This window comes from Bradyrhizobium sp. S3.7.6 (genome assembly GCF_054061875.1).
In genome coordinates this window covers 7,067,131-7,082,107 of sequence record NZ_JBSSEQ010000001.1, presented here as the reverse complement: position 1 = coordinate 7,082,107, position 14,977 = coordinate 7,067,131, and the positions used below count along the sequence as shown (strand labels likewise).

Genomic DNA, 14,977 nt, shown 5'->3' with positions numbered 1-14,977 from the left:
TGGTCTGCGCGTTCAACTCGAGATTGATAGGCTTGCGGTCGCGGTCGACAGCTCCGTGTCGCCGTCATCCATCACGATTGAGCGAGACGCCGGACAAGCTGAGCACACCTGCCACCGAATGAACGCTTTTCGTCCAGAAATCTGACTTCTTGTTTAGGATTGGTCACAGCAACGATAAGAAACAGACCTACAAGGTCGGCAACAGGCTTCTGGGAGGCGGGCAGTGGGCTGCTGTCCGTCCCATTTTGGAGACGGCCTGTCTGTAATTTTGTTTTGGGGGTTGAAATGCGCGCGACGAATCCGACCGAACCGGTCTGCTCCGAATCCGCGCTGCCTAGATTGAAGGCCAACGTCTACGATCTTGGACTGAAACAGGACGCGGACGGCCGGCTTCGCCGCATCAGAGATCTCGAGCACGAGAATGCATTGTTGATGCGTATGGTCTCCGAAACTCAGATCGAGCTCGCGCGCCTGCGTGAGCTGTTGTCCTCGAACTGATGTGATCCGGGGCCTTTTCGGCCGCCGGGCGCCGCGTCTTCGCCGATTTGAGCAATCGATCCACCCGAGCGATCGCTGCGGGGGCGGTGACACGTTCGGTTGACCGATTCCGTCGGGTTCATCGGCCGCGCGCGAAACGCGCGGCGGCGCCCGCGGGATTTGTGGCCCTGAAGTCTCGTCGGCTGCCGTGCTCGTTTTCGCAGATGCGTTGCGCGGAGCGTCTACTCAGCAGGAACCGCACATCACCTGCGCCGGCGGCGCGGGAGGCATGCTCCGCCGCGAGGCGTCCCGCAAGCCGGTCCAGGTGTGCGTCAGCTTGGTGTGAAACGAACGGTCATGCGATTTCGGAAATTCTTGTTGATCGCATGCTGCCTGATCTCGTCGGCCGTGCTCGGCGGCTGTGGGTTCATTCCGATGTCAGGGCCGGCAAGTCTCGACATCAGGAACGAGAACACGACGGTGCTGCCGTTTGCCGTCGTCAAGCTCAATCCCGAGGTCCTGCAGGTGCTCGAGAAATACGAGCCCAACGGACTATCGGGAAATCTCGCGGACACGCGTCCGCCCTCGAGCATCAAGTTCGGCATAGGCGACGTCATCAGCGTCACGATCTTCGAGGCCGCGGCGGGCGGGCTCTACGTGCCGCTGGAAGCCGGCGTGCGCCCGGGTAATTTCGTGAATCTGCCCGATCAGGCCGTCGACAACGACGGGAACATCACGGTGCCCTATGCCGGCCGGATCCGCGCCGCGGGCCGCACCAATGTGCAGGTTCAGGAAGACATTCTTGCGCAGATCAAGAAACGCGCGATCGACCCGCAGGTCGTGGTGACATCCAGCCAGCAGCGCTCCTCGCTCGTCAGCGTGTTCGGCGAGGTCAGGACGCCGGTGCGATTCCCCATGCCGTCGGCTGGCGCGCAGGACCGCATCACCGACGCGATCACGCGCGCGGGCGGCATCAGCGGCGCCGGCTGGGAGACGTGGGTCGTGCTCGAGCGCGGCGGAAAGCGCGCCACGGTGCCGTTCGGCAATCTGGTCTATTTCCCGGCGAGCAACGCCTTCGTGCAGCCTGGAGACCGCCTTTATCTCTACCGTGAGCCGATGAAATTCATCGCGTTCGGCGCCACCGGCCAGCAGGGCGAGTTCAATTTCGATGCCTGGCGTATCAACCTGACGCAAGCGGTCGCGAAGGCGCGCGGCCTGCTCGACCTCCAGGCCGATCCGGCATCGGTCTTCCTCTATCGCCGCGAGCCGCGCGAGGTGGCGCAGCGCCTCGGCGTCGACTGCTCCAGGTTCGACGGCGATTCCGTGCCGATCGTCTTCAACGTCAACTTCCAGGATCCGGCCGGATATTTCATCGCCACCAAGCTATCGATGCGTCCGTTCGACGTGCTCTACGCCGCTAACGCTGCGCAAGTGGATGTCACGAAGGTTCTGACCTTCATCAACACGGCGCTCGTGACCGCGGAGAGCGGAGTGAGCCTCGTCAACAACATCCGCTTCCCGGGGCCGACCTCCTCGACGACCACCGTCTTGCAGTGAAGCCGGTCGGGCATTCCGATGATGGAGGCGGAGGAGGCGCCTTGACGGCGGGACCGCAAATGTTACTCATCGTGCAGGATACGATTCGACGATATCGAATTATGTTAATGCTCGCCCGCGGCCCGGCCAACGAACCTGCCGGCTGGTGGAGGAACAGGGCTATGAGCCGAGTTTTGTATTGGTCCGCGCGCACGGGTGGCCACGCTCTCGCGGCCGGTCTCGTCGCGCTCGCGGCGGCGGGAGGTGCGGGGGCGCAATCCGCCAATCCGGGCAATCCGCCGGTGGAGCGGCAGGGCACCATCATCGGCGGGCAGGCGACGAAGTCCACGTACGAACGCTGCGTCGATGTGCAGATCGGAAACGAGAGCGCGTTCGGTTGCATCAATCAGCAACTCAAGCGCGAGGTCAACAAGGTCAATCCTTCGCTCAACCTGCCACCGGTCGACGCGCGCTCGTCCGACGTGCGTGTCGGCAACCCGAACGAGGCGGCGATTCGCCAGCAATATGGCTCAAATTACGGTCGTTCGGCCGTTCCCTTTAGGCCATCCGCTCCTACCATCGTGCCGCCGCACCGCTGATGCCTGGATCCGCTTCACATCTGCAAGCCAGTCGAAGCATACGCTGGTCGTGGCGGGTCGCAGCGCTGTGCCTGCTGATCGTCGCGAGCGGCGAGGCGCGCGCCCAGAAGCACGACGAGCGCAGCAAGGCCGAAATCGGCCACGTCGCGGCTTCTGTGGACGATGCTGATGATGGCGCAGTGGAGCCTTTGGCGCTGGAGCCGTTTGCGCCGCGTCCGCTTACCGCCGCCGATTTTCCTCCCGCAAATCCGCTGCTTGCCAATTTCACGTACCGCACGAGCGCCATGTTCGGCCGCGACTGGCGCGCTGGCCGTGCCGAGTACCGGCAACTGGTCGAGCGCGAAGCGCTGGCTTTCGGCCTGCCGCCCGCGCTGGTCGATGCGGTGATGGCGGTCGAGAGCCGATACAATCCCGCCGTGGTCGGCATGGACGGCGAAGTCGGGTTGATGCAGGTGATGCTGCCGACTGCACGGATGATGGGTTTTGCCGGGACGCCGGCGGAGCTGGCTTCGCCCGAGGTCAACGTGCATTACGGCGTTCGCTATCTCGCCGGTGCCTGGCGCCGGGCCAACGGCGATCTCTGCACCGCGACGATGAAATATCGCGCCGGCCATGGCGAGACACGATTCTCGTATCTGTCGGTCGAGTATTGCACGCGCGTCCGCGCGCATCTGGCGGCCAACGGCGTCGCCGTCACCGGCTCCGTTCCACCACCGACGTTCGGACGGACTTCGGCAAGCAGCGCGCCCGCACGTGGTCGCGTCCTGACGGGGGGGAGCACGATCAATTTCGCTGCTCTGAACACGCGCCTGCGCAGCGTAGCCGACCGCAAGACGCCGTCTGATTTGCATTGACAGGCTGCAGGAGCAGGAACCTGCGGCTCGCAGGTCAGGCCTGAGGCATTAGGTGCGCGCTTTGCCCTTCGATGCGCGTCGCCGCCGGCTTGCCGGCGCGGGACGGCCGGTTGCAAGCGCCTGGCCGATGGCGCGCCAGCACTTTACCGCATCGCGGAAAGCATTTTCATGCGCGGAACTTCGCCCGCGCCAGTCCATAAGCTGTTCGGCATCTGCAAGCGTCGCCTCGCCCGACTTGAGGCGCATGATCCATGAAAGGGCTTCACGGATTAAGGGATCCAAGTGATCGACCTGATGGCTTCGCTTCGTCACGATCCAGCGCTTTCCGGCACACGCCGGGCGTGAGCGGATGCTCGCGATCGGCATATCTATGTACGTAAGACGAAGCTGGACGCTGAAAACCGAATTTGGTCCGCACGGGACGTTTGAGACGATCAGCGCAATGCTCGACTGCCTGCTTGAGGTCGGTCTCGACAGTGCGGACGGTGACGCCGAGAAGGGCCGCGATCTCTCGGTTCGGCATGCCGTCGATGCGCGAGAGCATCAGCACGCGTCGGCGGCGCTCGGGAAGCTCGGCGATTGCGTGCCTGAGCAGATTGACCTCGGAGCGATCCTCGATCACGCGCGCAGCGTCGGGCCGGTCGTCGGGAATTTCGAGCAGGGCATCGACCTCGTCGACGGTGAGGCGGCGCTTCTCGGCGCGGCGGCGGTCCGCAGCGATATTGAGCGCGATGCGGAATAAATAAGCCTTCGGGCTGCGCACCGGCCCAAGCTCGCGCATGCCTTCGAGACGAAGGTAGGTTTCGTTGAGCGCTTCCGAAGCAAGGTCCGAGGAGCCCAGTCGGCGCGTCAACCTGCGATCGAAGTCGACATACTCTGCGAGCAGAAGCGTCCGCAAGCTGCTGATGCTGTCGATGGTCATGCTACGCCCCACTTCACTCAGTCCCCAATTTGTGGCCGGACGGTAGTAAGGCCGCACAACGGTAATGTGACGAAATGTTATCGAGTAACAGGCATCGAGTGATAGTGGCGTTATGTTGCGTGAAATCATCACACGAGCGATTGAGCGGTGTCGCGAGCATCGTAAAAAAGTTTTCGCTGCGCCTGCGCGCGCAACGTCTATCGGATAAGGCCCTCGCAGACCGGCGTCTCGGTCGGTTTCGGGCTGTCCGAAGGACGCTGCGGTCGCCGAAGGGCGTCTGCAATGCGAGCATGATATCGAGGCTGAGGTGAATTCGCGTCGTCTGTATCATAATGGCGCGCGCCGTCATGCGCCGCCGCCGCTGCGCGCTGTGCGGAGTGGTCGGTCTGATGCGGCATGTGCCTCGCGTCTCGCCATCTGCGGCTTGATCATCTGCGCGATCTGCACGAAGCCGGCCGCGGCGAAATCCGAGGCCGACGCGAGCAAGCCGGCTGCGGCGAAGCCCGCTGCTGCTGCGCCCGCAAACGCCAAGCCGGCCAAGAGTGAGGCGGAGGCGGCCAAGCCGGCAGCACCGGAAACCCGTTTCGATATCGACGAGTATCGTGTCGAGGGCGCGGACAATCTGCCGCAGATCGAGATCGAGGCTGCGGTCTATCCCTTCCTCGGTCCGGACAAGAGCTCGCAGGATGTCGAGAAGGCCCGCGCCGCGGTGGAGAAGGCCTATCACGACAAGGGCCTTCAGACCGTCAGCGTGGCCGTGCCGCAGCAGGATGCGCAGCGCGGCTTCGTCGTGCTCAAGGTTACCGAGAACCGGGTCGGACGCCTCCGCGTCAAGGGCTCGCGTTATTTCGACCTCGACAACGTCAAGAGCGCTGCGCCGTCGCTCAAGGAAGGAACGCTACCGAATTTTCAGGACGTGACGAAGGACATCGTCGCGCTGAACCGCTGGCCCGACCGGCGCGTCACGCCGGCGCTGCGAGCAGGCGTCGCGCCCGGCACCGTCGACGTCGATCTCAACATCGAGGACACGCTTCCGCTCCACGGCAGCATCGAGCTGAACAACAAGCAGAGCCCGAGCACCACGCCGCTGCGTACCAGCATCTCGATGCGCTACGACAATCTCTGGCAGCTCGGTCATTCCATGACCTGGACGTACCAGGTCTCGCCGATGAACCCGAAGGACGCCATGGTCGTGTCGGGTTCGTACCTGGCGCGGACCGAAATCGACTGGCTCAGTGTCCTCGTCTATGGCCTGACCTCGGACAGCTCGGTCGCGACCGTCGGCGGCTCGAACGTTGTCGGTCCCGGCCAGGTGGTCGGTGGGCGTGCGGTGCTGACGCTGCCGTCCAGGGGCGAACTGTTCCACACGCTGTCCCTCGGGATCGACTACAAGGATTTCAAGCAGTCGCTCAAGCTCGGCTCCGATGCCTTCGACTCGCCCGTGACCTATGTGCCGCTCGTCGGCACCTACGGCGCAACCTGGCAGGGCGAGGGGCGGCTCACGCAGCTCAACGCAACGATCACGGCAGGCTTGCGCGGCATCGGCTCCAGCCGCGACGAGTTCGACGCCAAGCGTTTCGACGCGACCGCGAGCTTCATCACGCTGCACGCCGATATCTCGCACACTCAGGATTTCGCCGGCGGGTTCCAGCTCTACGCGAAACTGCAGGGACAGGCGGCGGATCAGCCGCTGGTGTCCAGCGAGCAATTCAGCCTCGGCGGACAGGACACGGTGCGCGGCTATCTCGAATCCGAGGTGATCGGTGATTACGGCGTCGCCGGCACGCTGGAGCTGCGCACGCCCAATCTCGCACAATATCTCGAGCAGAAGCTGCCCAATCCGCTCGGCGAATCCATCAAGTACAACGCCTTCGACGACATTCGTTTCTTCGCTTTCGCCGACGGCGGCAATACCAGAATCCACAAGCCGCTCATCGATCAGGAATCGCATTTCGACCTCGCAAGCTACGGAGTCGGCATGCGCATGAAGACCCTTCGCTACCTCAACAGCATTGTTTTCGTCGGTATGCCGCTGACCAGCCAGCAGGTCACCGTCGCCAATCATCCACGGTTCAGCTTTCGGGTCTGGGGAGAATTCTAGATGTCGCTCCTTCGCTTTGGATCACGCCCCGGACTTCGCCTGAGCGCGCCGGTGATGCTCGCCTTCGTCTTCCTCGCCGCACTGTGGCCGTCGCCCGCGGCGGCGTGGTGGAACGATCAGTGGACGCTGCGCAAGAAGATCACGATCGACACCGGTCCGTCCGGCGCAGGGATCAGCGATGCCATCGGCACCACGCCGATTCTCGTGCGTCTGCATGTCGGCAATTTTCGCTTCGGTGGGGCGAAGGAGGACGGCGGCGACCTTCGCTTCGTTGCCGGCGACGACAAGACGCCGCTCAAGCACCATGTCGAGAAATACGACTCGCTGCTCGGCGAAGCGCTGGTCTGGGTCGGCGTTCCCGACCTGAAGCCGGGGACCAAGAACGACATCTGGCTCTACTACGGAAACCAGAAGGCGCCGACCGCGGTCGACGCGAAGGGCACCTACGATCCCGACACCCTGCTGGTCTATCATTTCAACGACCGCTCGACGCCGGCGCAGGACATCACCGCCTGGGCGAACACCGCCCAGAACGCGGTCCCGGCTGCTGACGGCGCCATCATCGGGCAGGGCGCGCGCCTCGATGGGCAGACTGCGCTTACGCTTCCCGGCTCGCCCTCGCTCGTGACCGCGGAAGGCGGTGAACTCAGCTGGTCGCTTTGGATCAAGATGATTGCGCCGCAGCCGGGCGCAGTGTTGTTCTCTCGTAACGAGGGCGCGAACGGGCTGACGGTTGGGTTGGACAACGGTGTGGCGTTCGTGGAGGTCACGAGCGGCGGCAACACGCAGCGTGCCGCCGGCGGGACGGCGATCGCGGCCGGGACCTGGCACCAGGTCGCGTTCACGGCGAAGGGTGCTCAGATCATCCTTTACGTCGACGGCAACCAGGTCGCGACGCTTGCTGCGGCCCTGCCCACCATGACCGGCGTGGCGCAACTCGGTCGCGCCGCTACCGCGGCAGCTCCCGCCGCGGATGCAGCCGCGCCCGCAGCCGACGCGGCTCAGGCGACGCCACCCGCAGCCGCGCCTTCTGGCTCTGCCGCCGGCTTTGCCGGTGACGTCGACGAGCTTGCGATCGCAAAGGTCGCGCGTTCGGCCGGTTTCATCAAGCTGTCGGCGGTCGGGCAGGGGCCCGACCAGGCCAAGCTGATCTCCTTCAGCGTCGACGAGGAGAACGCGGGCTGGTTCAGCGGCGGCTATTTCGGCGTGATCCTGCGCTCGGTGACGCTGGACGGCTGGGTCGTCATCGGCCTGCTCGGGATCATGGCGTTGATCAGCTGGTACGTCATGGTCGATCGCATCTCGTATCTGAACCGCGTCTCGGCCGGTAACACGATCTTCCTCAAGCATTTTCGCGAGACCTCGACCGACATCGGCGGGCTGCTCCAGCTCGACAATCAGGAGAACGATCCAAGCTTCGGGGGCGAGCTCGGCAAGAAGCAGCGCAAGGTGGTCCATGCCGCGCCGCTCTACCGCCTGTTCGCGGCCGGTGCGCAGGAGATCCGGCGCCGCTTTGCGGGTGGCGGTTACCGCCGGCTGTCGCCGCAGGCCATCCAGTCGATCCGCGCCGTGCTCGACAGTGGCTACGTGCGGGAGAGCCAGCGCCTCAATCGCCTGATGGTGATGCTGACGATCGCGATCTCGGGCGGCCCGTTCCTCGGCCTGCTCGGCACAGTGGTCGGCGTCATGATCACCTTCGCGGCGATCGCGGCCAGCGGCGACGTCAACGTCAATGCGATTGCGCCGGGTATCGCGGCCGCGCTGGTCGCCACCGTCGCGGGCCTCGGCGTCGCGATCCCCTCGCTGTTTGCCTACAACTACCTGACGATCCGCATCAAGGATGTCAGCAGCGAGATGCAGGTCTTCGTCGATGAGTTCATCACGCGGATCGCTGAGTCCTACGAATTGCCGGAAGAGCCGGTGAAGCAGGCGGCGGAGTGAACCCATGCAAGTCCAGTCCGAAAGCAAGCCGTACGACGACATCAACATCACGCCGATGCTCGATCTCGCCTACGTGCTTCTGGTGATCTTCATCATCATGACCACGGCGACCGTGCAGGGCATGAAGGTGAACCTGCCGAAGGCGAGCGCGGTGCCGAGCCTCGCACAGCAGACCACCAAGGCGATCACGGTCGCCAACGACGGCAAGCTGTTCCTCGACACCATTCCCGTGACGCTGCCCGAGCTCGAGCAGCGACTGGTGCAGCAGCGTGCGCTGACGCCCGAATTCCCGATCGTCGTGCGCGGCGACAGCCAGACCCAGTACCAGAACGTCGTCGACGTGCTCGATCTGCTCGGCCGCCTCAACTTCACCCAGGTCGGCATGGCGACCAAGCCGTCGGCGCGATGAGACTGGACGATGGCGTGGGACGACGACAGCAACGACGACGACGGCCCGCCGGCATGGCGGCGCTATCTGCTGCTCGGCGGCTCGGCGCTGGTCGTGATCACGTTGGTGGTCGGCGTCGTCATCATGGTGATGAGTGGCGACAAGGATCCGCCGCGCAAGGTGAACGAGCTTCAGGTGACGATGGTGCTTCCACCGCCGCCGCCTCCGCCACCACCGCCGCCCCCGCCCGAGCAGCAGCCGGAACAGCAGCCCGAGCAAAAGGTGATGGAGCAGACGCCGGTCAAGGATGTCGTCGAGGAGAAGCCGGTCGACATTCCAAAGGACGCGCCGCCCGATGCCGGACCGGATCCGACGCCGGGGCCGCCGGATCTCGGTCTCGGCACCGGGCCGGGCAGCGGCGGCTTTGCACAGGGCAAGGGACGCGGGGGCGGCGGAGGCGGCGGCAACAGCCGCTTCGGCTGGTACGCGAGCATGCTGCAATCGCAGATCGACGCGGGACTGCAGGCGAATGAAAAATCTCGCGACGCCGCGTTCCGCACCGTCGCCAGGGTGTGGCTCGACAGTTCGGGCCGGGTCAGTCGCGTGCAGTTGTCGCCATCGACGGGCGACGGTGCGCTCGACGTGGCCATCCGCGACCAGGTGGTGGGCGGCCTGCGCGCACGCGAGCCGCCGCCAAAGGACATGCCGATGCCGATGATCATCCGCCTCACGGGCCAGAACCGGGGGTGAGTGCGGTGAGACGAGTGACTGTGAGTGAGTTGAGAGCAGAAGAGGTGATGTCATGTGGCGTGAAATGAAGACGCGAGAACTGGCAGCGACGGCAGCGGTGCTGCTTGCGCTCGCAGTCCCCGCCGCGGCGCAGGACGACGGGATGCCGCAGGGCAAGCGTCCGACCGTCTCGCGCGACGCGCCGCCTTCATCGAACGCGACGGTCAATCTGATCAATCTGCTCGTGAAGCAGGGAACGTTGAGCGAGGAACAGGCCGCGGTCCTGGTCAAGCAGGCCGACGACGAAGCCTATGTCGCCCGCCAGGCGACGCGCGACGCCGCGGCCAAAGCGGAAGGCGCGGAGAAGAAGGCGACGAGCGCTGCCGACGCAACGTCGCCGCCCGGCACCAAGCGCGTCACTTACGTGCCCGAGATCGTCAAGAAGCAGTTGCGCGAGGAGATCAGGGCCGAGGTGATGGACCGCGCCCACAAGGAGAATTGGGCTTCGCCCGGCAAATATCCGGAATGGGCGCAGCGGATCCGATTCTACGGCGACATCCGCGCGCGGTATGAGGGAGATTATTTCCCGGCCGGAAATGCGCCGCTCACCAATTTTAGCGCCATCAACACAGGGTCGCCATTCCAAGAGGAGAGCAACGCCCCGCCCAACCCCTATTTCCCGCCGTCATACAATGTCTCGCAGGATCGCAATCGTTTCCGTTTCCGGGCCAGGCTTGGTGCCGACATCGATCTGTTCGATGGCTTTACCGCGGGTCTGAGGATCGCGACGGGTGAGAATAGCTCTCCGGTCTCGACCAATCAGACGTTCGGTGGCAATGGCGGAAATTTCTCCAAATATGCGCTGTGGCTCGATCGTGCGTTCGTCAAGTATCAACCCGTGCAGGATGTCGTGGCCTCGGTCGGCCGGTTCGATAATCCGTTCTGGTCGCCTACCGATCTGGTTTGGTACAAAGACCTCGGCTTCGACGGCTTTGCCGTGCAAGCCAAACATGAGATCGACGAGGGCTTCACACCGTTCTTTGTTGGCGGTGCCTTTCCGGTGTTCAACACCGATCTGAACGCCGGCCTGAACATCGCGGATCTGCAGCGCAACAATGTCGTACCGGTCAAGCTACCGAGCCGCGACAAGTGGCTGTTCGGCGCGCAGACGGGGTTCGCCGCAAGGTTCGATGCCGAAACCAATCTGACAATGGCGGTCGCCTACTACGACTTCACGAACGTGAGAGGGCGGCTGTCGAGTTCGTGTCTTGTGTATCTGGCGAGCGACACATGCGATACCGACCTCCTTCGCCCGAGCTTTGCCCAGAAGGGCAACACCTATATGAGATTACGCAATATTCCAGACGTGCCGATCCCGGTGCAGACCTTTGATTACCAGTACTATGGTCTTGCCAGCGATTTCCGGCCCGTTGTCGCGAGTGCTCAGCTTGACTTGACCCAGTTCAATCCGATCCACGTCATCCTCGACGCAGAATATATCTGGAACACCGCCTTCGATCGCGCAGCAGTCGCTTCCGTCGCCGTGAACAATCTCGGCTCAACGACAGACGGCAGCGCGAGCGTGTACAACGGCGGCAATCAGGGTTGGCTCGCGCGCATGGCCGTCGGCAACAAGGAGATCAAGCATCTCTGGGACTGGAACGCGCATGTCGGCTACAAGTACCTCGAGTCCGACGCGATGGTTGACGCGTTCGTCGATTCCGACTTCGGCCTCGGTGGCACCAATCTCAAGGGCTATTTCATCGGCGGTAATGTCGGCCTCGGCGAGAACATCTGGGGCTCGGTGCGCTGGATGAGCGCGAACAACATCGCCGGCCTGCCGTACAAAGTCGACATCGTCCAGCTCGATCTCAACGCGAGGTTCTGATCATGCGGCTGTTGCGTCTGTCGTCAATTGCTGCACTGGCGCTCGTCGTCGCCTCGGCCGCCCATGCCGACCAGGAAAGCGATCGCTTGCGCGAGGCGCTGCGCAGCGCCACCGCGCAGGCGCGTGCCGCCGAGGATCAACGGGCCGCGGTCCAGGCCAAGCTGACCGCGGCCGAGCAGGAGCGCGACCGTCTGCGTAAGCAGATCGAGGGCTATCGCGCCCAGGTCAAGGAGGCCGAGCAGGCCTATCGCCAGGCGGTGAAGGACTTCAACGAGCGGATCGCCGAGCGCGACGATTCCCTGGAGAAGTGGAAGGCCGCCTATGGTGAGGCGGCGAGCGTTGCGCGGACCAAGGACGCGGAGCGCTCCAAGTTCGAGGGCGAGGCGACGACGTGGAAGGCGAGCGCCAAGGCCTGCGAGGCCAAGAATGTCCGTCTCGTCAGGATCGCCGACGATACCGTCAAGCAATATGAAAAGATGGATCCGCTGGAGAAGGTGATCCACCACGATCCCGTGATCGGGTTCAAGCGGGTCGAGCATCAGAACGCCGCCCAGGATCTTCGCGACCAGATCATCGAACAGAAGGCCAAGCCATGACCCGGAACGTTTTCAAGCTCGTGCTGCTCGCCGGTGCGCTCCACGCCGCGGCGTCATCGCCGGCACTCGCGCAGACGCGCAATCCACCCCAGCCCGCAGCCCCGCGCGCAACGCCTGCGCCGGCTACTCCGGCGGCGGTCCAGCCAGCTCCTGCGGCACAGGACAATGCGGCCGTGAAGGGCAGCGAGATCATCGCCCGCGTCGGCGACAGCGACGTCACCGCGGAAGAGGTGCGCGCCACCATCCAGCTTCTCGATGCGCGCCAACAGGCCGCGATGGCGCGTGATCCGGCGCTGCTGAGCCAGACCGTGCGCGCGATCCTCGCCAACCGCCTGGTGCTCAAGGAGGCCGCGGCCAAGAAGTGGGACCAGCAGCCGGCCGTCGTGACGCAGCTTGCGCGCGCACGCGATACCTTGATCGTCGAGAGCTACCTGCAATCAGTCACGGCGCTCGGCGACAGCTATCCGAGCGAGGCCGACATCAAGAGCGTCTACGAGGCGAATGCCAGCGCGTTCCTCGTTCCCCGCCGCTTCCGTCTCGCCCAGATCGTGGTCAACCTCGCCAAGGACGCCGACAAGGCGGCTGAGGACACCGCGCGCAAGAAGCTCGATGACGTCGTGCGGAAGATCAAGCAGCCGGGCGCGGAGTTCGGTCCGATCGCGAAGGCATCGTCCGACGATGCGGCAACTGCGGGGCGGGAAGGGGAGATCGGCTGGGTCGCCGAGCCCGATATGCGCACCGAGATCCGTGGCCAGGTCACCGGCCTGCCGAAGTCAGGCATTGCCGATCCGATCCGGCTCGAGGACGGCTGGCACGTCCTGAAGCTGCTCGACACCGAGGCGTCGCATACGCGGCCGCTGGCGGACGTGCGGGAGGCCCTCGTGCAGCGGATGCGGGCCGAGCGCATCGAGGCCAACCGCCGCGCCTATGTGGCGGAGCTCTTGAAGCAGACCCCGCCCGTGGTCAACGAGATCGCGCTGTCCAGGCTGATCGAGCCCAAACCCGACGCCAAGCCGGACGCTGCGCCGTTGCGCTAGACGAACAAATAGCCTGAAGCGCGATGGCAATTCAGCCTGATCTCATCGCGCTTGAGCACGCGGCGGATTGCAGATTCATGTCAATCGGATGACGAGGCGAAGGCGTCGTCATCCACGGATGATGCATTGGTTAATCGACAGTAAAAGTATCATAATTATGGTACAATGCCCGTGATATCCGGATCGCGAACCGACCCGGGGGCGAATTGTGACCGATCTGACCAATGCGGGTGAGCCGATATCGGCGTTCGAAGGCCGATCGAGGGTCCGTCTGGCGATCCCGTTCAGCTTCATCGAACCCTTGTTCGCGGCCGTCGACTGCTTGATCATCGTCGCAGCGGGCGCCATCGGCGGCATCGCCTATCAGCGCGCGCTTGGTGGCACCGCCGACGGCTCCTTCTATGCCGGGCTCGGTTTGGTGGCGAGTTTCGCCTATGTCCTGGTCGCACATTTCCTCGGTCTCTACCGGTTGAACCAGCTGCTGGACGACGAGCTCGACGACGGGCGGGTCCTGGCCGGCTGGTGTCTCGCTGCTCTCGTCCTCGCGGTCGTGCTGTTTCTGTTCAAATCCGGCGGCGACGCTTCGCGTGGCTCGGTCGTCTGCCTCTTCGCGATCGGCGGCGCCGGCCTTCTCGTCGCGCGCTGGCTGGGGAAACGACGCCTTCGTTCGGCGCTTGTCGCCGGCACGATCCGCGGCCGGCGTGTGGTGGTGTTCGGAACGCAAGGCGAGCTGGCCCAGTTCGGAAGGAGCGACCTGCTCGCCAGATTTGGCCTCCACGAGGTCGAGCGCATCATTTTGCCGAGAAACGAAGCGCCAAAACTCTCTGCTCCGGGGAGGCACGAAGACGAATTGATGAAGCGCATACGGGAGGCCGCTGCCGAGGAGATCGTGCTCGCGCTGTCCTGGTCCGGTCCCCGCGACATCGAGGCCTTGCTCGACCGGTTGCGCATCATTCCGCTTCCGGTGCGCCTGTTGCCCGATCGCGCGGTGTCGACCGTGCTGCGCCACCAGACCTCGATGCCTCAACGGCTCTACATGGTGGAGGTGCAGCCGGCGCCGCTGTCGGTTCTCGATCGCCTGACCAAGCGGCTGCTCGACATCATCGTGGCGGCGACGTCGCTGGTCGTACTGTCCCCCGCACTGATCCTCGTCGCAGTCGCGATCAAGCTGGAGTCGAAGGGGCCGGTGATCTTCCGGCAGCGCCGCCATGGCTTCAACGGCAAGCCGTTCGTGATCTACAAGCTGCGCAGCATGAGGGTCCAGGAGGACGGCGGCACGGTCGTGCAGGCCACGAAGCAGGATCCGCGCGTGACCCGGGTCGGACGCCTGATCCGCCAGACCAGCATCGACGAGCTGCCGCAGCTGCTCAACGTGATCCAGGGCCATATGTCGATCGTCGGGCCGCGGCCGCACGCGCTGGTGCACGACTACGAGTACGGCAGCATGATCGCGAACTACGCGTTCCGCCATCACGTCAAGCCGGGTATTACCGGCTGGGCGCAGGTTCAAGGCTATCGCGGGGGCACGCCGCGGCTCGAGCTCATGGAACGGAGAGTTGCACTCGATTTATGGTATATTGATAATTGGAGCCTGATATTGGATATTCATATCATGCTGAAGACGGCGTTCGAATTGGTCCGGCCGCGCAACGCATATTGACCAGAGCTTTTCGGCCGCAACCGGCCTCGAAGCGGTGTCGTCGCAAGAGTTAACATTGGTACATTTGGGAATGATCTGTTCGGCGGCGCGACCGGTTGGAGCACGGGACCGCACTTTATGATGTCCTCTCGCATCGGCGGACGCATGCGCTGACGGGTCTGCCGGCCGATAGCCGGTCCAGGATTTCTCGCTGGCCTATTGAAAACGTTCACGATTCGCGCTTACTAAGTCCGGACTGGCAAGATTCTG

At 64.1% G+C, this 14,977-nt stretch carries 14 protein-coding genes; 12 read left to right on the top strand and 2 right to left on the bottom strand.

Annotation, left to right across the window (positions count from 1 at the left end; translation table 11 throughout):
- Positions 1-285: 285 nt before the first annotated feature.
- The 4 genes from ACVJ5M_RS34540 (at position 286) to ACVJ5M_RS34525 (ending at position 3,466) form a co-directional block, all read left to right on the top strand.
- Entirely contained in the window at positions 286-498 is a 213-nt protein-coding gene (locus ACVJ5M_RS34540) for a hypothetical protein (RefSeq protein ID WP_231144462.1), read from the top strand.
- A 357-nt stretch (positions 499-855) separates the two neighbouring features.
- Positions 856-2,034, top strand: a complete 1,179-nt coding sequence (locus ACVJ5M_RS34535; protein ID WP_231144463.1) for a polysaccharide biosynthesis/export family protein — start codon at positions 856-858, stop codon at positions 2,032-2,034.
- 59 nt (positions 2,035-2,093) lie between these two features.
- Positions 2,094-2,612 carry a hypothetical protein gene (locus ACVJ5M_RS34530; RefSeq protein WP_231144464.1) on the top strand — a complete coding sequence of 173 codons (519 nt, stop codon included), beginning with the start codon at positions 2,094-2,096 and terminating at the stop codon, positions 2,610-2,612.
- Positions 2,612-3,466, top strand: coding sequence for a lytic transglycosylase domain-containing protein (locus ACVJ5M_RS34525; protein WP_231144465.1), 855 nt, complete (start codon positions 2,612-2,614; stop codon positions 3,464-3,466). The genes ACVJ5M_RS34530 and ACVJ5M_RS34525 overlap by 1 nt, the downstream gene beginning before the upstream one ends.
- 48 nt (positions 3,467-3,514) lie before the next feature.
- Here the strand turns inward: ACVJ5M_RS34525 and ACVJ5M_RS34520 are convergent, their stop codons facing one another.
- Positions 3,515-3,712: a DUF4880 domain-containing protein gene (locus tag ACVJ5M_RS34520; protein WP_354122549.1), complete on the bottom strand. Its 198-nt coding sequence runs from the start codon at positions 3,710-3,712 to the stop codon at positions 3,515-3,517.
- Between the two features lie 16 nt (positions 3,713-3,728).
- Positions 3,729-4,517, bottom strand: coding sequence for an RNA polymerase sigma factor (locus tag ACVJ5M_RS34515; RefSeq protein WP_456679587.1), 789 nt, complete (start codon positions 4,515-4,517; stop codon positions 3,729-3,731).
- A gap of 178 nt (positions 4,518-4,695) precedes the next feature.
- Between ACVJ5M_RS34515 and ACVJ5M_RS34510 the strand changes: the two genes are divergently transcribed.
- The 8 genes from ACVJ5M_RS34510 to ACVJ5M_RS34475 all read left to right on the top strand — a co-directional run bounded on the left by ACVJ5M_RS34510 (position 4,696) and on the right by ACVJ5M_RS34475 (position 14,728).
- Positions 4,696-6,489 carry a ShlB/FhaC/HecB family hemolysin secretion/activation protein gene (locus ACVJ5M_RS34510; protein ID WP_231144467.1) on the top strand — a complete coding sequence of 598 codons (1,794 nt, stop codon included), beginning with the start codon at positions 4,696-4,698 and terminating at the stop codon, positions 6,487-6,489.
- The gene (locus ACVJ5M_RS34505; RefSeq protein WP_425364295.1) at positions 6,490-8,430 is read left to right on the top strand and encodes a DUF2341 domain-containing protein; all 1,941 of its coding nucleotides are present in this window, start codon (positions 6,490-6,492) and stop codon (positions 8,428-8,430) included. It begins immediately after the preceding gene.
- Positions 8,431-8,434: 4 nt separating this feature from the next.
- Positions 8,435-8,839 carry an ExbD/TolR family protein gene (locus ACVJ5M_RS34500; RefSeq protein WP_283018560.1) on the top strand — a complete coding sequence of 135 codons (405 nt, stop codon included), beginning with the start codon at positions 8,435-8,437 and terminating at the stop codon, positions 8,837-8,839.
- A gap of 9 nt (positions 8,840-8,848) precedes the next feature.
- Entirely contained in the window at positions 8,849-9,568 is a 720-nt protein-coding gene (locus ACVJ5M_RS34495; RefSeq protein ID WP_231144468.1) for an energy transducer TonB, read from the top strand.
- A gap of 52 nt (positions 9,569-9,620) precedes the next feature.
- Positions 9,621-11,435 carry a putative porin gene (locus ACVJ5M_RS34490; RefSeq protein WP_231144469.1) on the top strand — a complete coding sequence of 605 codons (1,815 nt, stop codon included), beginning with the start codon at positions 9,621-9,623 and terminating at the stop codon, positions 11,433-11,435.
- Positions 11,436-11,437: 2 nt separating this feature from the next.
- Positions 11,438-12,031, top strand: coding sequence for a hypothetical protein (locus ACVJ5M_RS34485; protein WP_208072374.1), 594 nt, complete (start codon positions 11,438-11,440; stop codon positions 12,029-12,031).
- Positions 12,028-13,068, top strand: coding sequence for a peptidylprolyl isomerase (locus ACVJ5M_RS34480; RefSeq protein ID WP_283018561.1), 1,041 nt, complete (start codon positions 12,028-12,030; stop codon positions 13,066-13,068). Before ACVJ5M_RS34485 ends, ACVJ5M_RS34480 begins: the two co-directional genes overlap by 4 nt.
- Positions 13,069-13,276: 208 nt before the next feature.
- Positions 13,277-14,728: an undecaprenyl-phosphate glucose phosphotransferase gene (locus ACVJ5M_RS34475; RefSeq protein ID WP_354099360.1), complete on the top strand. Its 1,452-nt coding sequence runs from the start codon at positions 13,277-13,279 to the stop codon at positions 14,726-14,728.
- The last annotated feature ends 249 nt before the right edge of the window (positions 14,729-14,977 follow it).